Annotated in this window: 21 protein-coding genes and 1 pseudogene; 10 read left to right on the forward strand and 12 right to left on the reverse strand. The window is 68.7% G+C overall.

Features of this window, described 5'->3' with window-relative positions:
• Window positions 1–124: 124 nt before the first annotated feature.
• Window positions 125–397: pseudogene (locus tag ACWD3C_RS37270) on the forward strand (tetratricopeptide repeat protein); the annotation flags it as partial.
• Here the strand turns inward: ACWD3C_RS37270 and ACWD3C_RS37275 are convergent.
• Window positions 394–894, reverse strand: coding sequence for an ATP-binding protein (locus tag ACWD3C_RS37275; RefSeq protein WP_451151167.1), 501 nt, complete (start codon window positions 892–894; stop codon window positions 394–396). The pseudogene ACWD3C_RS37270 and the gene ACWD3C_RS37275 sit on opposite strands and share 4 nt — an antisense overlap.
• 221 nt (window positions 895–1,115) lie before the next feature.
• Between ACWD3C_RS37275 and ACWD3C_RS37280 the strand changes: the two genes are divergently transcribed.
• Together ACWD3C_RS37280 and ACWD3C_RS37285 are read left to right on the forward strand one after the other, a co-directional pair.
• Window positions 1,116–1,967 (forward strand): helix-turn-helix domain-containing protein, encoded by an 852-nt coding sequence (locus ACWD3C_RS37280; protein ID WP_451151169.1) that lies wholly within the window; start codon window positions 1,116–1,118, stop codon window positions 1,965–1,967.
• Between the two features lie 18 nt (window positions 1,968–1,985).
• Entirely contained in the window at window positions 1,986–2,177 is a 192-nt protein-coding gene (locus ACWD3C_RS37285; RefSeq protein ID WP_451151171.1) for a hypothetical protein, read from the forward strand.
• Window positions 2,178–2,192: 15 nt separating this feature from the next.
• Here the strand turns inward: ACWD3C_RS37285 and ACWD3C_RS37290 are convergent, their stop codons facing one another.
• Window positions 2,193–2,627, reverse strand: a complete 435-nt coding sequence (locus tag ACWD3C_RS37290) for a PPOX class F420-dependent oxidoreductase (RefSeq protein ID WP_451151260.1) — start codon at window positions 2,625–2,627, stop codon at window positions 2,193–2,195.
• A gap of 127 nt (window positions 2,628–2,754) precedes the next feature.
• On the opposite strand from ACWD3C_RS37290, the gene ACWD3C_RS37295 reads away from it, so the two are divergent.
• A complete protein-coding gene (locus ACWD3C_RS37295; RefSeq protein WP_451151173.1) occupies window positions 2,755–3,588 on the forward strand; it encodes a helix-turn-helix domain-containing protein in 834 nt (277 codons plus the stop codon).
• 111 nt (window positions 3,589–3,699) lie between these two features.
• Here ACWD3C_RS37295 and ACWD3C_RS37300 read toward each other — a convergent pair whose 3' ends face one another.
• Window positions 3,700–4,725, reverse strand: coding sequence for an ATP-dependent 6-phosphofructokinase (locus ACWD3C_RS37300; protein ID WP_451151175.1), 1,026 nt, complete (start codon window positions 4,723–4,725; stop codon window positions 3,700–3,702).
• Window positions 4,726–5,081: 356 nt separating this feature from the next.
• On the opposite strand from ACWD3C_RS37300, the gene pta reads away from it, so the two are divergent.
• The 3 genes from pta (at window position 5,082) to pyk (ending at window position 10,068) form a co-directional block, all read left to right on the forward strand.
• A complete protein-coding gene (pta, locus tag ACWD3C_RS37305; protein WP_451151177.1) occupies window positions 5,082–7,157 on the forward strand; it encodes a phosphate acetyltransferase in 2,076 nt (691 codons plus the stop codon).
• Window positions 7,158–7,263: 106 nt separating this feature from the next.
• Window positions 7,264–8,469, forward strand: coding sequence for an acetate kinase (locus tag ACWD3C_RS37310; protein WP_451151179.1), 1,206 nt, complete (start codon window positions 7,264–7,266; stop codon window positions 8,467–8,469).
• A 168-nt stretch (window positions 8,470–8,637) separates the two neighbouring features.
• Entirely contained in the window at window positions 8,638–10,068 is a 1,431-nt protein-coding gene (gene pyk / locus ACWD3C_RS37315; RefSeq protein ID WP_451151181.1) for a pyruvate kinase, read from the forward strand.
• A 116-nt stretch (window positions 10,069–10,184) separates the two neighbouring features.
• Here the strand turns inward: pyk and ACWD3C_RS37320 are convergent, their stop codons facing one another.
• The 4 genes from ACWD3C_RS37320 to ACWD3C_RS37335 form a co-directional block, all read right to left on the reverse strand.
• Window positions 10,185–11,636, reverse strand: coding sequence for a hypothetical protein (locus ACWD3C_RS37320; protein ID WP_451151183.1), 1,452 nt, complete (start codon window positions 11,634–11,636; stop codon window positions 10,185–10,187).
• Window positions 11,626–12,246 (reverse strand): DUF6114 domain-containing protein, encoded by a 621-nt coding sequence (locus tag ACWD3C_RS37325; RefSeq protein ID WP_451151185.1) that lies wholly within the window; start codon window positions 12,244–12,246, stop codon window positions 11,626–11,628. The genes ACWD3C_RS37320 and ACWD3C_RS37325 overlap by 11 nt, the downstream gene beginning before the upstream one ends.
• A gap of 157 nt (window positions 12,247–12,403) precedes the next feature.
• Window positions 12,404–13,039: a DUF6230 family protein gene (locus ACWD3C_RS37330; protein ID WP_451151187.1), complete on the reverse strand. Its 636-nt coding sequence runs from the start codon at window positions 13,037–13,039 to the stop codon at window positions 12,404–12,406.
• A gap of 659 nt (window positions 13,040–13,698) precedes the next feature.
• Complete coding sequence (locus ACWD3C_RS37335; protein ID WP_451151189.1) at window positions 13,699–14,679, reverse strand: tetratricopeptide repeat protein; 981 nt, start codon at window positions 14,677–14,679, stop codon at window positions 13,699–13,701.
• 205 nt (window positions 14,680–14,884) lie between these two features.
• Here ACWD3C_RS37335 and ACWD3C_RS37340 point away from each other — a divergent pair, with 205 nt between their 5' ends.
• Window positions 14,885–15,541, forward strand: a complete 657-nt coding sequence (locus ACWD3C_RS37340; RefSeq protein ID WP_451151191.1) for a TetR/AcrR family transcriptional regulator — start codon at window positions 14,885–14,887, stop codon at window positions 15,539–15,541.
• A gap of 294 nt (window positions 15,542–15,835) precedes the next feature.
• Here ACWD3C_RS37340 and ACWD3C_RS37345 read toward each other — a convergent pair whose 3' ends face one another.
• Window positions 15,836–16,165, reverse strand: coding sequence for an ATP-binding protein (locus ACWD3C_RS37345; RefSeq protein ID WP_451151193.1), 330 nt, complete (start codon window positions 16,163–16,165; stop codon window positions 15,836–15,838).
• 143 nt (window positions 16,166–16,308) lie between these two features.
• On the opposite strand from ACWD3C_RS37345, the gene ACWD3C_RS37350 reads away from it, so the two are divergent.
• Window positions 16,309–17,190: a helix-turn-helix domain-containing protein gene (locus ACWD3C_RS37350; RefSeq protein WP_451151195.1), complete on the forward strand. Its 882-nt coding sequence runs from the start codon at window positions 16,309–16,311 to the stop codon at window positions 17,188–17,190.
• An 11-nt stretch (window positions 17,191–17,201) separates the two neighbouring features.
• Window positions 17,202–17,435 carry a DUF397 domain-containing protein gene (locus ACWD3C_RS37355; protein WP_451151197.1) on the forward strand — a complete coding sequence of 78 codons (234 nt, stop codon included), beginning with the start codon at window positions 17,202–17,204 and terminating at the stop codon, window positions 17,433–17,435.
• On the opposite strand, the gene ACWD3C_RS37360 is transcribed toward ACWD3C_RS37355, so the two are convergent.
• The 4 genes from ACWD3C_RS37360 to ACWD3C_RS37375 all read right to left on the reverse strand — a co-directional run bounded on the left by ACWD3C_RS37360 (window position 17,356) and on the right by ACWD3C_RS37375 (window position 20,947).
• A complete protein-coding gene (locus ACWD3C_RS37360; RefSeq protein WP_451151199.1) occupies window positions 17,356–18,093 on the reverse strand; it encodes a tyrosine-type recombinase/integrase in 738 nt (245 codons plus the stop codon). The two genes, ACWD3C_RS37355 and ACWD3C_RS37360, sit on opposite strands and share 80 nt — an antisense overlap.
• A gap of 60 nt (window positions 18,094–18,153) precedes the next feature.
• Window positions 18,154–19,854, reverse strand: a complete 1,701-nt coding sequence (locus ACWD3C_RS37365; protein WP_451151201.1) for an acyl-CoA mutase large subunit family protein — start codon at window positions 19,852–19,854, stop codon at window positions 18,154–18,156.
• A gap of 85 nt (window positions 19,855–19,939) precedes the next feature.
• Window positions 19,940–20,278 carry a DUF3817 domain-containing protein gene (locus ACWD3C_RS37370; protein WP_451151203.1) on the reverse strand — a complete coding sequence of 113 codons (339 nt, stop codon included), beginning with the start codon at window positions 20,276–20,278 and terminating at the stop codon, window positions 19,940–19,942.
• Window positions 20,279–20,434: 156 nt separating this feature from the next.
• Window positions 20,435–20,947, reverse strand: coding sequence for a MarR family winged helix-turn-helix transcriptional regulator (locus ACWD3C_RS37375; RefSeq protein ID WP_451151205.1), 513 nt, complete (start codon window positions 20,945–20,947; stop codon window positions 20,435–20,437).
• Window positions 20,948–20,980: the final 33 nt, after the last annotated feature.

Genomic DNA, 20,980 nt, shown 5'->3' on the forward strand with positions numbered 1-20,980 from the left:
TCACAAACGTTCATGATCGCGGTGGCCGTCCTCATGCCCTCACCCACCCCGGCAAGGCGCTGACCAGTGCAGACGTCGGAACTACAGCTGCCGTGACCGATCCGGCGAGGGCCAGACGTGGCAAGCTCTCGGCTGTGCTCTGCGACTGATGGGGCAGCTAGAGGAGGCGATCGAGGCGCAGAACAAGGCCCTGGAGATCTGCCGCAGGTTCAACGATTGCTTCACGGAAGGCCGTGCCCTCCAAGAACTGGCCTGTTCCCACGTGTCTTCCGGTCACTTCGCCGATGCGCGCGCCTTCTGCCTCCAGGCGGCCGAAGCCTTCACCCGCGCCAACGTCCCCACCGAAGCCGCCCAAGCCCGCGCCTGGGCCGCCGCACTCGACGAGCCCGACCCCTAACCCACGTACCCCCGAGCCCCGTCCATCGGCAACACCGCCCACATCCGCGTCCCACCCCCCGGCTCCCGAGCCGCCCCGAAACCCCACTCCCCCTCACACGCCCGCACCACACACCCCAACACACGCAACGCCGCCCGCCGCCGCGCGTCGCAGGCCGCCGCGAGCCGGGGATGGGTGTGCCGCGCGTGACCGTCGTAGAGGATCACCCGCAACGCCCCGTCCCGGAACCGCAGCGACAGGTACACCTCGGCGCCGGGCGTGAACCGCCAGGCGCAGCCGACGAGTTCGGCGACCACCTGCACCGCCGGGTCGGCCATGTCGTCCGCCCCGTGCGCCGCCAGCACAGACCGGGTCGCCGCCCGCGCGACCCGCGAGCTCACGGGCCCGGCGGACAACGTGAAGCTGTACGCGAGTGTCTCGGGCGAGGGCGGAGCGGCCTCGATGTCCGGCCACTCGGTGAAAACGGGACAGGTGGACGCAGGAACCAGTACGGACATGGACAAGCAACTCCCTTGGCTTCAAGCCGATCTGACGGCCACGCGGGCAGGCTCACGCAACGCGTTACGGCCACACCCTGCCGTAAGCGAACTGTCACCGACTGTAGGACTTGAAGGGGGACGTGTGCCACCTAGACAAACCTATTGCCTCCGCCGAATTGGACCCACCCAACGCGCACAGTGCAAACTGACCCCCGACCAACCGGGGAGAAAGATCACCGATGCCGACAAGGCCCGCACCGACGGAACGCCAGAAGCGCCTGGGCGCCGAGCTGCGCAGGATGCGTCTGGCGGCCGGCCAGACCACGGAGTACGCCGCCGGACTGCTGGGGCTGGACCGTACGAAGGTGTCCAACATGGAGTCGGGCGTCCGGGCCACCTCGCCGGAGCGCATCCGGATACTCGCGAGCAACTACGAGTGCGCGGACGAGGGGTACATCGAGGCGCTGGTCGCCATGGCCGATGTACGCAAGCGGGGCTGGTGGCAGCAGTACAGGGGCACCCTGCCCCAAGGACTGCTGGACGTCGCCGAGTTGGAGTGGTTCGCCACCCGGCTGCGGAGCTACCAGACCGTGCACATCCCGGGGCTTCTGCAACTCGGCGAGTACGCCCGCGCCATCTTCGCCGCCGCGCTCCCGCCCCTGCCCAGGTCTGAGGTCGAACTCCGCGTCGTGCAACGCCTGCGGCGGCAGCAGGTACTCGACCGCGAGGGTCCCGTCGAGTACGTCGCGTACGTCCACGAGTGGGCCCTGCGCATGCAGTTCGGCGGGCGCCGTGCCATGCGCGAGCAGCTACAGCACCTCTGCCAGACCTCCGAGCGCGAGAACGTCGAGCTGCGCGTGCTCCCCGTTGAGGCCGGGGCCTTCCCCGGTGCCGGACACGCGGTGCTCTACGCCCACGGGGCGGTCCCCCATCTCGACACCGTGCAACTGGACTCCGCCCACGGTGGCGAGTTCACCCACTCAGAGGCTCAGCTCGCCAAGTACCGGGCCCACATGGACTGGTGGCACACCCATACGCTGAGCCCGAAGGACTCGCGGGAGCTGATCCACTCCATCGCCCGCCAACTCTGACGCACCGGAGAAGCCGCCATGCCTGACATCACCTGGGAAGAACCCTTCTGCGCCGAGGGAAACAACTGCTTCCGCATAGGCACCGACCCCAACGGCAACGCCTACATAGCCATCGCCGGCCACGAAGGCCACTACCTCACCGACACCCGAGAAGCCCTCCGCACCCTCATCCTCGACATCAAGGCCGGAAAGGCAGACCACCTTCTGTAGCCGAAGGCACAGCACTCACTCCGGCAACACCCCGGGACGGAACGGCTCCACCCCCACCACCCGCCGCACCCTCACCGGCTCGATCAACAACATCACCCGCCGCTCCCCGGGCAGGAGCCACGGATAACGCTCCTCCCCGATGTACTTCTGCGTCAGCCGGTCCATGGCCCGTTCCGCCTCCTCCCCCTCCACGAAGCGGACGACCCGCCCCCGTATCTCGGCCCGGTCGTAGGGGTTCTCGGAGTCGTGATGCGAAAGGGAAACGTACGGATTGCGCCGAAGATTCTCCTCCTTCACGCGCCCGATCGACGTGTTGACCATGACGTACTCGCCCTCGATGTCCACCCACATCGGCGACACCTGCGGAGCACCATCCGCCCCCACGGTGGCCAGGTGCCAGAAGTTGGGGGCGAGCAGCCGCTCCCGAATGTGCCCACTGAGCTTGTCCACTTTGCCCTCGCCATTGCTGACCACGCGACACCACTCCTCCGACCGAACCGCCACCTGATCGTCCACGACCAGCCCTACCCACCGCCCCCGAGCCGCACCCACCCGTAGGTTCCTACGACCCGTGATTGTGGCCGAACAGACCGTAGTCACCGCAGCCCCACCCCCATACGTTGTGCGCGTGCACCGACGCTCAGCCCACCACGGGCACCCACAGCAGCCGCAACCCGCACAGAACCCACAGCACTCACCGCAACAACCACCGCAGGACGCACAACAACCCGCCCCGCCCTTCAACGCCCCCGCCGCCCGCAGACTCCGCACAGCCCTCGGTATGGGACCCGAGCACGTGGCATACGGAATGCGCACCTCGTACGGGCTCCCCTACGTCACCCCGGACCTGGTCATGGCCTGGGAGCACGGGACAGTCGCCCCGAGCAGCCCCGAACTCACCGCACTCGCGGGGGTGTTGTGGTGCACGCAGGGTGAACTGATAGGCGCGCCCCGGACGTTGCGCGAACACCGCCTGGCCTGTGGCCTCGCCGCCGAGGACGTCGCCCGTGACGTCGGCCTCGACCTCCTCGCGTATCTGCGCATGGAGGAGACCAACCAGTGGCGGGGCAACGACCGCCAGGCCTCCGCTCTCGCCGAGGTGCTCGGCCTCTCGCTCCCCGACCTCGTCGCCGTCACCGGGCGCGAGGCGAAGCTCGGCGAACTCCTCCGCAGCGCGGTCACCACCCGCTGGCAGGCGTACACGCGACCGGCCGCCAAGCTGCTGTCACTGGACCGGCACTTCCTGGAGGGCGTCCTCCAGGAGATGCACACCGACTACCAGGGCCGCACGACCGCCAGTCTCACCTGGGCCAACGGCACCGCCGCGACCGACTCGAGCGACGCCGGACGCGAGTACCTGGAACAAATCGTCGAGCACTTCTGGACACTGGTCCAGCGAACGACGTACTAGGCATAAGACGACGTACTAGAGGCCCCCCAGACCCTCAGAAACCCCCAAGGGCCCGCCCCAAAACCCCCAGAACCCCCAGAACCTCCAGAATCCCGAGAACCCCCAAAACCCCTAGAACACCGACTCCGCCTCATCCATACGATCCTTCGACACCGTCTTCAACTCGGTCACCGCCTCCGCCAGCGGCACCATCACGATGTCCGTCCCCCGAAGCGCGGTCATCCTGCCGAACTCACCCCGGTGGGCGGCCTCCACCGCGTGCCAGCCGAACCGTGTCGCCAGGACCCGGTCGTACGCGGTCGGGGTGCCGCCCCGCTGGACGTGGCCGAGAATGACCGGCTTGGCCTCCTTGCCGAGGCGCCGCTCCAGCTCGTACGCCAGTGCCGTACCGATGCCTTGGAAGCGCTCGTGCCCGAACTGGTCGATCTCGCCCTTGCCGTAGTCCATCGTGCTCTCGGCCGGGTGGGCGCCCTCGGCGACACAGATCACCGCGAACTTCTTGCCCCGCGCGAAGCGCTCCTCGACCATCTTCACGAGGTGGGCCGGGTCGAACGGACGCTCGGGCAGGCAGATCCCGTGGGCGCCCGCCGCCATGCCCGACTCCAGGGCGATCCAGCCCGCGTGGCGGCCCATGACCTCGACGACCATCACCCGTTGGTGGGACTCGGCAGTCGTCTTCAGGCGGTCCATGGCCTCCGTGGCGACCCCCACCGCCGTGTCGAAGCCGAAGGTGCGGTCCGTGGACGAGATGTCGTTGTCGATCGTCTTCGGGACGCCGACCACCGGCAGACCGGCGTCCGCCAGCATCCGCGCCGCCGTCAGGGTCCCCTCGCCGCCGATCGGGATCAGCGCGTCGATGCCGAACCGGTGGGCCATGTCCTGCGCGTTCTCGCAGGCCTCCTGGAGGCGGCCGCGCTGGAGGCGGGAGGAACCGAGGATCGTGCCGCCGCGCGCCAGGATGCCGCTGACCTCGTTGAGGTCGAGCGTGCGGTAGTGGCCGTCGAGCAGGCCGGCGTAACCGTCCTCGAAGCCGATGACCTCGTCGTCGTAGTGCGTGACCGCTCGGTGCACGACCGACCGGATCACTGCGTTCAGGCCCGGACAGTCGCCGCCTGCGGTGAGAACTCCGATGCGCATCGTGCTGTGTCTCCTGCTCGTCCTGCTCGGTGCTGGTACTGATGAGCCAGTCCGATTGTTTCACGGCTCACAGGGCACTGCGGTTTCCACTCGGTCGATCCCGACGCCCGCCCTCGGGCCCTCTCCGGCCTCTTCCGCTCCCCTCCACTCGCCTCCCCTCGCCTCCCCTCGCCTCCCCTCCGCCCCCTCCACTCGCGCCATCCTGACGGGCGCCTTATCCAGCTGCAGAGGTATTGTCAAGAGGGTTCCGGCCACCGCGTCGGGTGATTTTTGCGCCCCCGCCCCAGGCATGAACCACACACGAACCAACCACGAACCACCCACAAATCAGACATGAAACGGAACGGAGAGCACGCGTGACGCGCAGCGTGTACGTGACCGGGATCGACCGCGGCGACGGCCGCCAGGTCGTGGAGCTGGGGGTCATGGAGCTCCTGACCCGTCAGGTCGACCGGGTGGGGGTGTTCCGCCCGCTCGTCCACCACACCCCCGACCGGCTCTTCGAACTGCTGCGCGCCCGCTACCGCCTCTCCCAGGACCCGACGACGGTCTACGGCCTGGAGTACGAGGCGGCCTCGGCCCTCCAGGCGGAGCGGGGGACGGACGAGCTGGTGTCCACGCTCGTCGACCGTTTTCATCGCGTCGCACGTGACTACGACGTCGTCCTCGTCCTCGGCACCGACTACGCCGACACCCAGTTCCCGGACGAGCTCGCGCTGAACGCACGCCTGGCGAACGAGTTCGGGGCGTCCGTCATCCCCGTCGTCGGCGGGCGCAAGCAGACCGCCGAGTCCGTCCGCGCCGAGACGCGCAACGCGTACCGCGCGTACGACGGACTCGGCTGTGACGTCCTCGCCATGGTCGTGAACCGGGCGGCGCGGGAGGACCGCGCGGAGATAGCCGAGCGGCTCGACTCCCGCCTGCCCGTGCCCAGTTACGTACTCCCCGACGAGCCCGCCCTCGCCGCGCCGACCGTCGCGCAGATCACCAGCGCCCTCGGCGGCAAGGTCCTCCTCGGCGACGACTCGGGGCTCGCGCGCGACGCGCTGGGCTTCGTCTTCGGCGGGGCGATGCTGCCGAACTTCCTCAACGCCCTGACCCCCGGCTGCCTGGTCGTCACCCCCGGTGACCGCGCGGACCTCGTCGTCGGCGCCCTCGCCGCCCACAGCGCGGGCACCCCGCCGATAGCCGGGTTGCTGCTCACCCTCGACGAGCGGCCCAGCGAGGAGATCCTCACCCTCGCCGCCCGGCTCGCCCCGGGCACCCCGGTGATCTCGGTGGCCGGCCTCAGCTTCCCCACCGCGGAGCGACTCTTCGCCCTGGAAGGCAAGTTGAACGCCGCCACGCCGCGCAAGGCGGAGGTCGCCCTCGGGCTCTTCGAGCGGTACGTCGACACCACCGGCCTCCTCGACCGCGTCTCCGCGCCCAGCACCGACCGCGTGACGCCCATGATGTTCGAGCACAAGCTCCTGGAGCAGGCCCGCTCCGACAAGCGCCGCGTCGTCCTTCCCGAGGGCACCGAGGAGCGCGTACTGCACGCCGCCGAGGTGCTGCTGCGCCGCGGGGTCTGTGACCTCAGCCTCCTCGGGCCCGTCGACCAGATCCGCAAGAAGGCCGCCGACCTGGGCGTCGACCTCGGCGGCAGCCAGCTGATCGACCCGCAGACCTCCGAGCTGCGCGACCGCTTCGCCGAGAAGTACGCCGAGTACCGCGCCCACCGGGGCGTCAGCGTCGAGCTGGCGTACGACGTGGTGTCGGATGTGAACTACTTCGGCACGCTCATGGTTCAGGAGGGGCTCGCCGACGGCATGGTGTCGGGGTCCGTGCACTCCACGGCCGCCACCATCCGTCCCGCCTTCGAGATCATCAAGACGAAGCCGGACTCCAAGATCGTCAGCTCCGTCTTCTTCATGTGCCTCGCCGACAAGGTCCTCGTCTACGGCGACTGCGCGGTGAACCCCGACCCGAACGCCGAGCAGCTCGCCGACATCGCCACCCAGTCGGCGGCCACCGCCCAGCAGTTCGGGGTCGAGCCGCGGATCGCGATGCTGTCGTACTCGACGGGTACGTCCGGGACGGGCGCCGACGTCGACAAGGTGCGCGAGGCGACCGAGATCGTGCGCTCCGGGCGGCCCGACCTGAAGATCGAGGGGCCGATTCAGTACGACGCCGCCGTGGAGCCGTCGGTCGCCGCGACCAAGCTGCCGGGGTCCGAAGTCGCCGGTCAGGCCAGCGTGTTGATCTTCCCGGACCTCAACACCGGCAACAACACCTACAAGGCCGTACAGCGCTCGGCCGGCGCGATCGCGGTCGGGCCGGTGCTGCAGGGGCTGCGCAAGCCGGTCAACGACCTGTCCCGCGGCGCGCTCGTGCAGGACATCGTCAACACCGTCGCCATCACCGCCATCCAGGCCCAGACGTCCACCAAGTGACGTACGAGAGGCCGCATTTCCCGGGCCTGTATCGATATGCGGCTACCGCCGCGTGGCCCCACCCCCGGCCGAAAAGACCCAGCCACCCGACAGAAAGCACAGCCCCGTGAGTGCCACCCGCGTCCTCGTCCTCAACTCCGGCTCCTCGTCGGTGAAGTACCAGCTGCTCGACATGCGCGACAGCAGCCGGCTGGCCATCGGCCTCGTCGAGCGCATCGGGGAGGAGAACTCCCGGATCAAGCACACCCTCGTCACGACGGACGAGTCCCGCGAGCGGACGTGGCCCATCGCCGACCACGAGGCCGCCCTCAAGGCCGTCGCCGAGGAACTGGCCCTGGACGGGCTGGGGCTCGACTCCCCCGAGCTGGCGGCCATCGGCCACCGGGTGGTGCACGGCGGCAAGCACTTCACCGAGCCCACCGTGATCGACGGCGCCGTACTCGCCGAGATCGAGCGGCTCATCCCAGTCGCGCCGCTGCACAACCCGGCCAACCTCACCGGGATACGTACGGCCCGGGCGCTGCGGCCCGATCTGCCGCAGGTCGCCGTCTTCGACACGGCGTTCCACACGACGATGCCGGAGTCGGCGGCGCGCTACGCGATCGACGTGAGGACCGCCGACGAGCACCGCATCCGGCGGTACGGGTTCCACGGGACCTCGCACGCGTACGTCTCCCGGGCCACGGCGGAGCTGCTGGGCAGGGCGCCGGAGGACGTCAACGTCATCGTGCTGCACCTGGGCAACGGGGCGTCCGCGTCGGCCGTACGGGGCGGGAAGTGTGTGGACACCTCCATGGGGTTGACGCCCTTGGAGGGGCTCGTGATGGGTACACGGTCGGGTGACATGGATCCGGCGGTCATCTTTCATTTGATGCGCGTTGGCGGAATGTCCACGGACGAGATCGACACTCTCCTCAACAAGAAGAGCGGTCTGATCGGACTGTGCGGCGACAACGACATGCGGGAGATCCGGCGGCGTGTCGACGCGGGTGACGAGCAGGCGCGACTCGCCTTCGACATCTACATTCACCGTCTGAAGAAGTACATCGGCGCCTATTACGCCGTGCTCGGCCGCGTGGACGCGGTCGCGTTCACCGCCGGGGTGGGCGAGAACGCCGCCCCGGTGCGCGAGGCCGCGATCGCGGGCTTGGAGGAGCTGGGCCTCGCGGTCGACGCCGGGCTCAACGCCGTACGCGGTGACGGGGCGCGGCTGATCTCGCCGGCGTCCGCGCGGGTGGCGGTCGCGGTGGTGCCGACCGACGAGGAACTGGAGATAGCGACACAGACGTACGCGCTCGTAGAAGGACGATAGAAGGCTGGACGACAGAAGGCTGGTAGAAGGCTGGTGGGAGGCTCGGAGAGGGCTGATGGAGACGGTTTCGGGGAGGTCCCGGCAATCTCACCTGAGCGGCATTCCGCCCTTTTGTAGCTTCCACCAGCCGGAATATTCCGTAGCGAAACAAACCGATAGGATCGCCCCATGCGCCGTTCGAAAATCGTCTGTACTCTCGGCCCCGCGGTCGACTCCCACGAGCAGCTTGTCGCGCTGATCGACGCCGGCATGAACGTGGCCCGCTTCAACTTCAGCCACGGCACGCACGCCGAGCACCAGGGTCGCTACGACCGGGTCCGCGCCGCCGCCGCCGAGACCGGCAGGGCCATCGGTGTCCTCGCCGACCTGCAGGGCCCGAAGATCCGTCTGGAGACCTTCGCAGAAGGTCCGGTCGAGCTGGTGCGCGGTGACGAGTTCACCATCACCACCGAGGACGTGCCGGGTGACAGGACCATCTGCGGTACGACGTACAAGGGCCTGCCGGGCGATGTCACGGCCGGCGACCAGGTGCTGATCAACGACGGCAACGTCGAGCTGAAGGTCACCGAGGTCGACGGGTCGCGGGTGCGGACGGTCGTCGTCGAGGGCGGTGTCATCTCCGACCACAAGGGCATCAACCTGCCCGGCGCGGCCGTGAACGTGCCCGCGCTGTCGGAGAAGGACGTCGAGGACCTGCGGTTCGCGCTGCGCATGGGCTGCGACCTGGTGGCGCTGTCCTTCGTGCGGGACGCCCATGACGTCCAGGACGTGCACAAGGTGATGGACGAGGTGGGCCGGCGCGTCCCCGTCATCGCCAAGGTGGAGAAGCCGCAGGCCGTCGAGAACATGGACGACGTGGTCATGGCCTTCGACGGCGTGATGGTGGCCCGCGGTGACCTGGCCGTGGAGTACCCGCTCGAAAAGGTCCCGATGGTGCAGAAGCGGCTCATCGAGCTGTGCCGCCGCAACGCCAAGCCGGTGATCGTGGCGACCCAGATGATGGAGTCGATGATCACCAACTCCCGTCCCACGCGCGCCGAGGCCTCCGACGTGGCCAACGCGATCCTGGACGGCGCCGACGCGGTCATGCTGTCCGCCGAGTCGTCGGTGGGCGCGTACCCGATCGAGACCGTGAAGACGATGTCGAAGATCGTCCGGGCGGCGGAGCAGGAGCTGCTGTCGAAGGGCCTGCAGCCCTTGGTCCCGGGCAAGAAGCCGCGTACGCAGGGCGGTTCGGTCGCCCGCGCCGCCTGCGAGATCGCCGACTTCCTCGGCGGCAAGGGCCTGGTGGCGTTCACCCAGTCCGGCGACACCGCCCGCCGGCTCTCCCGCTACCGCGCGATCCAGCCGATCATCGCGTACACCACCGACGAGTCCACCCGGAACCAGCTGGCTCTCAGCTGGGGTGTCGACTCCCACGTCGTGCCGTTCGTGAACAGCACCGACGCGATGGTCGACCTGGTCGACCAGGAGATGATCAGGCTCCGCCTGTTCGACGAGGGCGACATCGTGATCATCACCGCCGGCTCCCCGCCCGGGGTTCCGGGGACGACGAACATGGTCCGGGTGCACCACCTCGGTGGCGGGGCTCGCGACTGACGGTCGGCCCTTCGTCCGTGGTCCGTAGTCCGTAGTCCGTACGACGCTGAGGGCGCCCCCTGTGACAGGGGGCGCCCTCCAGCGTCTGCGGCTCCCGGACGGGTCTGATCGACTGCTCAGTCGGTCATGTACTGGTGCAGCCCCGGCACGGTGAGCGTGCCGCCGAACTGGCCGGCCTGGACGACCCTCACCTTGGTGAAGTAGATGATCGGGATGTCCAGCGGCGGCGGGTGCTCCGGGCTGAACGTCACCGGTATCAGGCCGAGCAGGTTGCCGGAGATGGACTCGGTGTACATGACCGTGTCGCCGTCACGGATGGTGGACGTGGAGCCCTTGGCCGCCTGCACGTGGTGCGTGACTCCGGCCTGCTTGTCCTGCACCGTCTGGTGCAGATCGCCGATGTCGGTGCCGTCGGAGATGACGTACTTCAGGACTTCCTTGACGGTGCCGTTGGCGGTCTTCACCTTGACGACGCCCTCGTAGGAGGCGCCCTTGAGCAGCAGCGAACTGGCGTCCAGGTACCAGGGGTCGTCGGGCAGAGGCGGGATGCCCTGCTCGACGCCGCCCTCGTCGTCGGTGGCGGTCGGGCAGTCGTCCGGGTCCGTGGTGGAGGTCGCGGAGGGGCTGGCGGTGGCGGCGGAGGCGGTTGCCTTCTCGGCTGCCTCGTCAGCCGCCTTCCCGACTTCGTTCCCGGCCTCCTGCACCGGGTCCTCGGCCGTCGCCCCGGACTCCTTCTCCTTGTCCGCCGTGTCCTTGGCCGCGGTGTCGTCGGCCGTCCCGGCGGCCTTGTCGGCCGCTTCCTTCGCGTCCTCGGCCTTGTCGGCGGGGTCCTCCGCGGCCGGGGCCGACGGGGTGGCCGACGGGCTCGGGGTCTCCGCGGGGCTCTCGGACTCCTCATCGTCGGGCGTGAAGATGTCCTTGATCGCCTCGCCGATCTCCTCCAGGACGTTGCCACCGCCGTCCGACGGAGAAGGCGTCGCCGTGGACGGGTCGCCGCCGCTGGAGGGGGACTTGGTGGCTGTCTCGGACGGCGTGGGCTCGGCCTTGTCGTCGGAACCTGAATCCGACGAAGAGTCCTCACCCGAGGAGCCCGCGGAATCCGAGGAATCAGAGGAGTCCGAAGAGGGCGTGTCCGCGGGCTTGTCGTCCGAGGAGTCGGAGCCCGAGCCGGAACCCGAGTCCGAGCCGGAGCCGGAGCCGGAGTCCGCGCCCGAATCCGAAGAGTCCTCCTCGTCCTTCGTCCCGTCGTCCGCCGAGGCGGAGGGCGACGGCGTGGCCGACGCGTCCTCGCCGATCTCGGCGTCCTCCAGAGCCGCGACGCAGTCCTTGTACTCCTCCGCCGTCAGGCTCTTGGACGCCTCCTGGACCGGGTCGTCGGCAATGGCGAGCGTCGGCGTGAAGCCCATCCCCATGAGGACCGCGGTCGGCATCGCCGCCAGGGCTATCGCCTTGCCGGCCGGCATGTGGAACCTGGTGAACAGCGGCTTCCGGGGTGCCGCGTGCCGCGGTCCGGATCTCGCACGGGACTCTCCCACCGAAGTCCCGTCGGTCACCTCGTCAGTCGGCACTGTGCCTCCCGTTCGTCCCGTTCGTCGGGGTCGTACCTGACAGATCGTCGGCCTCGCCGTTCGCCGCCCCGTTCACGGCTCCAGCGGCCGCCGGCTCCGGGGCGCCGTCCGGGTCCCGGGGACCCTGGAGGTCCTGGGGAGCCTGCGGGTCCTTGGGACCATGCGAGTCCTGGGGAGGCGCCGCCGACGGAGCGGCCGCGACCGGCGGTTCCTCGCTGCCGGGCACCCAGGACACGGCCATCGCGCCGCCGATCAGGGCGAGCAGGAAGCCGATGAAGAAACCGCCGAGGTTGGAGACCGGGAGGGACACCAGCCCCAGGAGGATCGCGGCGACACCGGCGAAGGTCCGCACGTGCCGCTGGAACCACAGGCTGACTCCGAGTACGACCAGCAGCACCCCGATGATGAGCGACCCGGCGCCGCCCGTCGTCGCCATGGCCAGCGTGAGATGGCCGAGCTGAAGGTCCGCGTACGGGAAGTACATGATCGGGAAGCCGCCGAGCAGGACGAACAACCCGGCCCAGAAGGGACGCGTGCCCCTCCAGTCGCGGAAGCGCCGCCGGAGGACGCGGAGATAGTCTTCGTTCTGCCCCGTTGACTCGGCGCTCATGGACAACAGCTCCCTGGAACGGCTTGCTGTGAGAAGTTCGCGTACGGGAAAGGGGTATGCGCGAAGGGCGCGTCCGTGCACATACGCGGTTCTCGTTATGTACGAGATGAACGGGCGGGCGAAGAAGCCGAGACCCCCTCACCCGCCCAGGGAGTGCCTAGTAGCACTCGTTGACGCCCTTGTGCAGCGTCATCCTCAAGTTGCTCAGCTTGAAGGTTCCGGCGGTGGTCGCCCACGCCGTCTGCTTCACGTTGGTCAGCGTCGCGGTGTCGGACTGCTGGCCGAACCCGAAGGGGTTGGCCTGCTCGCCGCCGCCCTTCATGCCCGGACCCTTGCTGGCGTCCTTGGCGGCCACACCGATGTCGATGTTGCGGAAGACCGCGTCGGCCGAGAGTTCCTCGACGTCGATGTACAGGTTGTCGGCTTCGACCTTCTTGCCACCCGTACCGGCGGTCAGCTTGAGGCTGACGCTGCCGATGAGCGGGATGCCCGGTGTGACAACCGACTGGCACATGTTGGTGATCTCCGCGCGCTTGAACGCGGAGACGGCAACGGGATGCGCCGTCTTCTCACCCTTGAGGGTGTAGCCCTCGTCGAGGGCCCCGTACTGAGAGAACCCCGTACCGTCGAGCCGGTCCGCCGTCACCTTGAACGACTGCCCCGACACGCTGAACGACGCCGCGAGAGCACCCTGCGCGAGGGCGACACCTATCGCTGCCGTCGCGGCGACGCTGGGCACCATGACCACAGCGAACCGCTTCCATCTGGTCCCGCCACGCACTTGGGACTCCATATTTCCTCCTTCTCGGACGTACATCTCCTGACCCTGACTTGGCCCCTGGAACAGCGGCTCAGCCGGGCAGGGATGGGAGAAGTGCTACGTCCCCGGGAAGGGGAGCGCCCGCGCTCGGCGGCGCGAACCGCGCCCGAATCACCGGCGATCACCCCCGAGCGACAACCACTGGTCGCGCCTGACACACATCACGCACAACCTGCTGGACAGGCTCCGCCGGTCGGGCAGAGACCCCCCTGTCCAAGAGCCGGCGCCACTGCCGCCGGCTCTACTCGGTGGGGACCCAGAAAACCCGTTGACCCGACTGGCTGGCGGGGCACGGGAATGGACCGAGCGACGCCGATCGTGGTCCATTCTCGCCGCCCCCGCAAGGGGGTTCGTTACTCGCTAGTAACGGACGGATAACCGAACAACACCCCGACGACACCGGACAACAACTCAGGGTTGCGTCAAGCGAGTCGACACATCCGTGGATGTCCGGACGGAATCCGACAGATCTACCCCCCTGGCTTACTCCAAGTAACAGCGGCCGCGATTACCAAGATTTGGTAAAGCGCGGCCGCAGTGTCACTCTGTCGCCAAATCCCTTTACCCGAGCACCACCGGCCCCGGCGTTTAGGAACTGGTCAGGGACCGGGTGGACCGGGTGGGGCCGCCCGTCAGAACAGCGCCCGCGCCAGCGCCCGGCGCGCCGCGGTCACCCGCGGATCGTCGGCACCCACGACCTCGAACAGCTCAAGTAGCCGCAGCCGTACGGCATCCCGGTCGTCCCCGGCCGTCCGCTGCACCGCGTCGATGAGCCGCCCGAACGCGTCCTCCACATGCCCGCCCACAAGGTCCAGGTCGGCGGCCGCGATCTGCGCGGCGACGTCGGCGGGGTTATCGGCGGCCGTCTTGCGCACCACCTGCGGGTCCGCACCCTGCACCCGCTGGAGCAACTCGGCCTGGGCGAGGCCCAGTTTGGCCTCGGTGTTGCCCGGGTCGTCGCTCAGCACATTCTTGTACGCCTGGACGGCACCGCCCAAGTCACCCGCGTCCAGGGCCTGTACGGCGGCTTCGAGCAGGTGGTCGTAGGGGCCGGCCGGGGCCTGCGGGGCCGGTTCGACGGCGGCGCCGGGCTCCGCGTCCGGGTTCACCGTCAGACCCGTCAGACCGAAGCGCTGCTCGGCGACCTGCACGAGCTGGTCGAGGGTGCCGCGGATCTGCTCCTCGGGGGCGGCGCCCTGGAAGAGAGGCAGGGCTTGCCCGGCCACAACGGCGAACACAGCCGGGATGCCCTGCACCCCGAACTGCTGCATCAGCATCTGATTGGCGTCGACGTCGATCTTCGCGAGGACGAACCGCCCGTTGTACTCGACGGCCAGCCGCTCCAGCACCGGGCTCAGCTGCTTGCAGGGCTGGCACCACTCGGCCCAGAAGTCGATGACGACGGGCACCTCGGTGGACCGCTGCAGGACGTCCCGCTCGAACCCGGCCTCGTCGACGTCGATCACGAGGTCGGCCGGGGAGACGCCCCCTCCCCCGCCACCCTGCCGGGTCGCTTCAGCGCGCGCCTGCTCCGCCTTCGCCTTGGCCTCCTGGGCCGCCTTCACCGCGGCGAGGTCGACGACTCCGCTCATGGACATGTTCCGTGGCTGCATGCGTCTATCCTCCCCCCTCGACGCGCACGTGTGAAAACGCCGCGAAACCCCGACTGCCTACACAGCCCTTTCGATACGCCCCGTAGCGTATCTGCCTCGGGGTACTCCGCGAAACCACGCACCGGTGATCTCCCTCACGGCTCCCCGGCAAACATGCGCTACGACAGCAAACACGCCCCACGAGAACCCCGGCTATGTTCGACGAATGCAGAGCCGCGCCTCCTCCCCATCGACCCCATCCCCATCCCCATCCGCCCCACGCCCTACAGGTCGCCCGCGCAGCGCCGCCGCGGACACGGCCATCCTGGAGGCGACGCGCGCGGCCCTGGTGGAACTGGGCTGGTCCAAGCTGACGCTCGGCGACGTGGCGACCCGGGCGGGCGTCGCCAAGACGACGCTGTACCGGCGGTGGGCAGGAAAGAACGAGCTCGTGGTCGACGCGGTCGCGGTGCTTTTCGACGAGCTCGAACTGCCCGACCGGGGAAGCCTCGCCGCCGATGTGGAGGGCGTGGTCCTGCAGTTCGCCGCGCTGCTGGAGCGTCCGGAGACCAGGACCGCACTGATGGCCGTGGTCGCCGAGTCGACCAGCGATGCCGCTCTGCGCGACCGCATCCGCTCGTCGATCGTCGACCGCCAGAAACACCTCGTCATAGAGGGTCGCGCCCGCGCCCAGGCCCGAGGTGAGCTGCCGATGGAGAACGACCCGGAGACAGCGGCCCGCGGTTCGGACCTGATCTTCGACGTGATCGCAGGCGCGGTGGTCCATCGCACCCTGGTGAGCTCAAGGCCCGTCGACGCGGACTGGGCCCGCGACTTCACCCGCCTCCTGCTGAGCGGGCTGACCTCAACCTCACCCACCTGAGCTCCTTCCGCCGCCACGCGTCAGCCCCGAACGAACTGCACGTCGCGGGCGGCGTTCCTCCCGCGTTCCTCGCCGTCGGGATACGCCCGCAGCCCCCGCTCCTTGATCCTGGTCGAAGATCTTCTCCGCGTCGGCCTCGATCAGGCCCGGGGCTTCACCAGGCTCCTTCTGAACGGCCTGACCTCATCCGCGACAGCCCGACGTCCCGCCTGTTCAGCTTCTCACCCGGCCAGCTCGCACCAGACCAGCTTTCCGCGCACGCTGGGCGCCCCAAGGGAGTAATGCCCCCACCGATCAGCCAGCTCTTCCACGATCCCCATCCCGCGCCCCCCCTTCACGGTCCGCCCCGCACGGGCGCGGCGCCCGGGGCGGCTCACTGCTGGTGTCCCACACGGAGAGGCGCAGCCACTTCCCCGACCTCTTCACCCGGAGACAGGCGGGGCCGGGCGCGTGCACATGCGCGTTGGTGACCAGCTCACTTACCAACAGCTCGGCGGTGACCAGGAGTTCACCGAGTCCGTGTGCCCGGAGGATCAACCGCAGAGCACCTCGTGCAACGCCGACGGCCAAGGGATTGTGCGGGAGGTTGATGCTGTACTCCCAGTCGTCCTCGTCGTTGTTCATGAGGCCTCCGCTCAAGGGAAGATTCACAACTCGGCTGCGCACAGCACGCGTTGATTGCGATACTGACGGTAGGCATGGGGGATCAGAAATTCCACCTCACACCTCGAAAGAGTGAAGGTCAACTTCAGGAAAGGGATGGGATCTTGGCACTCCGAACCAGGATCAGCGAGCGACAGCGACGCCTCGCGGCCGAGCTGCGCCGACTGCGCGAAGCCCGTGGTATCAGCTCAAACGAGGCCGCTGAGGCCGCCGGGTTCAGGGCATCCTTCCTGAGTAAGGTCGAGGCCGGCCGCACCGCCATCGCGACCGACCGACTTCTCAGGCTGTGCGAGCACTATGGGGTCACTTATGACTCCTATCTCGAGGCCTTGGTCGCCATGTCCGAATCCAGCGGCAAGGGATGGTGGAGCGCCTACCAGGAACGGGTCACTCAGTACGCGCTCAACCTCGCGGAACTGGAGGCCGAAGCAGTCGGCCTCTGCTCGTACGAGCCTCTGCTCATCCCTGGTCTGTTGCAGACCGACGAGTACATCCGGGCTCTGTTCGGGGATGTGCAGCCCAAGCACGCCACGTCCGAGGACGCCATCGCCTTCCGGCTGGAGCGCCAGAGGGTCCTCACGGGTCAGACGGCCCCCACCGTGCACGCGGTAATCCATGAGGCCGCCCTGCGCATGCACTATGGCGGTTCCGCTGTCATGCGCAGGCAGTTGCTGCATCTCATCGAGCTGGCGAGGCTGCCGAACGTGACCATCCAGATCTTCCCGTTCCGCACCCGGACATACCCTGGCGTCAGCACTCCGCTTCTGTACGCGGCACCACACGTGGAGGAACTGGCCACCGTCGTCCTGGACCATCCAGCCGAGCCGATCTACCGTGACACGCAGGAACACCTGTCCCAATACCGCTCGCTCTTCGGCCGGTTGAAGGAATCCGCACTCGCACCAGTCGATCCAAGTGCCGCGCCCGAGGCCCATGCGGTACCGGACTCACTGACGCTGATCCAGCACCTCCTGTACGACCTCTAGAAGGGCCCGAAGTGCTCCACCTCTCCTGGCAGAAGTCCTCGTTCAGCAGCGACGAGTCCAACAACTGCCTCTACCTCGCCGCCACCCCCGACGGCACCCTCCGTCTCCGCGAGAGCGACACCCCGCACGACATCATCGCCACCACACCCGCCCGCCTGGGCCACCTCATACGGGCGCTGAAAGCAGACCGCTCGCCACTGCCGCCGCACGCAGCAGGTCATGCGGATAGCGGTGCGGCATCTTGATGCCCGTGCGGTTGGTGAAGAGGGGACCGCCGTGCGTACTGTCCCGGGGCGGGCGGCGGCGCGGCAGGTAGGCGTTGACGGTCTCGGCGACCAGGGTCGGCAGGGTCACCAGGCGGTGCCCGCCCTCGGAGTACGGCAGCCGCAGCGTGTCGGCGCCCCCGCCGATGTCCCGCACAGTGATGAGGTCGTCGAGGCTGATGGCGAGGACCGCGCCGGCGCGCAACCCGAGGCCGAGTTGCAGGTAGCCGCAGGCGCGGTCCTGGTGAAGGCAGGGCGAATCCCGTCGGCCGCGCTCGTCGAACGCGGCCAGCAGCACGGCGATCTGCCACGGGTCGAGGCCCGCCGGAGTCAACTGGGCCGGATTCGTCAGACGGGGCCGGCGGGCCGCCAGGTTGTACACAACGGCGTCCCTGCTGACCGCGTACGCGTAGAAGGAACGGACCGCGGAGACGCGCCGGGCCGTGGCGCTGTGCGGTGCCCCGGGCTGATGGGCCCACAGGGCGATGTGCTGGGCGGCGACCCGGTCCCAGGGAAGCCCTGCCTCACGGCAGTGCTGGAACCAGTCGCCGGCATGTTCCCGGTAGTTCTCTCGCGTACGCGGGGGATACACGGTCGCCCCCAGCCACGGCTCCAGCAGTTCGTACGGATCCCAGCCCACAGTGCCCTCCTCCGCCGCCCATCCTGGCACGTGGCCTTCGGCACCGTGGCCGGTGTCGCCTCAGAAGCCGGCCGGCTCGGTGTACACCCCCCACTCGTCCCGCAGCGCGTCGCAGATCTCGCCCAGGGTCGCCTCCGCGCGTACGGCGTCCAGCATCGGGCCGATCATGTTCGAGCCGTTCCGCGCGGCCGTGAGCATGCCGTCCAGGGCCGTGCGGACGGCCGTGTCGTCGCGGGCCGCCCTGCGGGTGGAGAGCACGCGCACCTGCTCCCGCTCGACCTCGTGGCTGACCCGCAGGATCTCCAGGTCTCCGGTCACGGAACCGTGGTGGACGTTCACGCCGACGACCCTCTTGTCGCCCTTCTCCAGGGCCTGCTGGTAGCGGAAAGCCGACTCGGCGATCTCGCCGGTGAACCAGCCGTCCTCGATGCCGCGCAGGATGCCGGAGGTGATCGGGCCGACGGGGTGCCGGCCGTCGGGATGCGCCCGCAGCCCCCGCTCCCTGATCTGGTCGAAGATCCGTTCCGCGTCCGCCTCGATCCGGTCCGTCAACTGCTCGACGAACCAGGAACCGCCCAGCGGGTCGGCCACGTTGGCGACACCCGTCTCCTCCATCAGCACCTGCTGGGTACGCAGCGCGATCTCCGCCGCCTGCTCGCTCGGCAGCGCGAGCGTCTCGTCCAGGGCGTTGGTGTGGAGGGAGTTCGTACCGCCCAGCACCGCCGCGAGCGCCTCCACGGCCGTACGGACGACGTTGTTGTACGGCTGCTGGGCCGTCAGCGAGACACCCGCCGTCTGCGTGTGGAAACGCAGCCACTGCGCCTTCTCCGACCGCGCCCCGTACACGTCCCGCATCCAGCGCGCCCAGATCCGCCGCGCCGCCCGGAACTTGGCGATCTCCTCGAAGAAGTCGACGTGCGCGTCGAAGAAGAAGGAGAGGCCCGGCGCGAAGACATCGACATCGAGCCCGCGCGAGAGACCCAGCTCCACATACCCGAACCCGTCCGCCAGCGTGTACGCCAGCTCCTGCGCGGCCGTCGAACCCGCCTCGCGGATGTGATAGCCGGACACGGACAGCGGCTTGTACGCGGGGATCTTCGTCGCGCAGTGCTCCATCAGGTCCCCGATGAGGCGAAGGTGCGGCTCGGGCTGGAAGAGCCACTCCTTCTGCGCGATGTACTCCTTGAAGATGTCGGTCTGGAGTGTGCCGTTCAACAGCCCCGGGTCCACGCCCTGCCGCTCGGCCGCGACCAGGTACATGCAGAACACCGGGACCGCGGGCCCCGAGATCGTCATGGACGTCGTCACGTCGCCCAGCGGGATGTCCTTGAAGAGGACCTCCATGTCGGCCGCGGAGTCGATCGCGACCCCGCAGTGCCCGACCTCGCCGAGCGCGCGCGGGTCGTCGGAGTCGCGCCCCATCAGCGTGGGCATGTCGAAGGCCACGGAGAGCCCGCCCCCGCCGTTGGCGAGGATCGACTTGTAGCGCTCGTTGGTCTGCTCGGCGTTCCCGAACCCGGCGAACTGCCGGATGGTCCACGTCCGCCCTCGGTAGCCGGTCGCGTAGAGCCCCCGCGTGAACGGGTACTCCCCGGGCCAGCCGATCCGCTCGAACCCGTCGTACGTGTCTCCGGGCCGCGGTCCGTACACGGGCTCCACCGGGTCACCGGAGAGCGTCGTGAAGTCGGCCTCACGCTTGCGTGAGGCGTCGTAGCGGGCCTGCCAGCGACGGCGGCCTTCCTCGATGGCGTCAGCGTCCATGACTCCAATTTACTAGGACGTCCTAGTAAATGTCGATGGGAAACCGCCGCACACGTATTCGTACGGCGGTGAAAGCCCTACTGGATCACGCCTTGGCGACCGCGGGCGAGTCCTCCGCGATCTTCGACTCCAGCTCGTGACTGACCTTGCGCTCGACCACGAATGCCGCAGTGGGAATGGTCCCCGCCAGCAGCACCCACAGCTGCTTGCCGACCGGCCACTTCGCCTTGGAACCGAGGTCGAAGGCGAAGACCAGGTAGACGACGTACAGCCAGCCGTGCGCGATGCTGACGACGCGCGTGAAGTCCGCGGCACCGTCCAGGTCGAGCACGTACTTGCCGACCATCCCGAGGGTCAGCAGGACCAGCAGCACACCGGTGACATAGGCCATGACGCGGTAGCGAGTCAGCACGGACTTTTTCATGCGTACGAGCCTAACCGGCCCGAAAATCCCCGCGCGGGCGGGGAGCAGCGTCATGACGCGGTCGTGGGCAAGCACGCTTCAGGACCATCCCACGGGACCATCCCCACGTCGGCGGGGAGCACCGCAACCGACCCACCGCAAGAGTACGCGCACGCCTCAGTCCGCGTCCTGGAAATCCCCAGCCGCCACCCGCAAGGGCCGGAGCATCGCAAAAATCTCGGCGCACTCCTCGCCGTCGTACGCCCCCAGCCCGAAGTCCATCGCCATCAGGTCGCGGGTGGCCGCGTCGCAGACCTCGCGGCCCTTCTCGGTGATGGAGGCGAGGGTGCCGCGGCCGTCGTTGGGGTTGGGGCGCTTGTCGACGAGGCCGGATCTGACCAGGCGGTCCACGGTGTTCGTCACCGACGTGGGGTGCACCATGAGGCGCTCGCCGATCTTGGACATCGGCAGCTCGCCCTTCTGCGAGAAGGTGAGCAGCACCAGCGCCTCATAGCGCGCGAAGGTCAGCCCGTACGGCTTGACCACCGCGTCGACCTCGGCGAGCAGGATCTGCTGCGCGCGCATGATCGAGGTGATCGCGGCCATGGACGGCACGTTTCCCCAGCGCTGCTTCCAGTGTTCGTCGGCGCGGGCGATGGGATCGAACGAGAGGCTGAGGGGCTTCGACACGGCAAAGACCTTACCGGCCGGTCACATGCCGGT

Source organism: Streptomyces sp. NPDC002845, assembly GCF_053591955.1.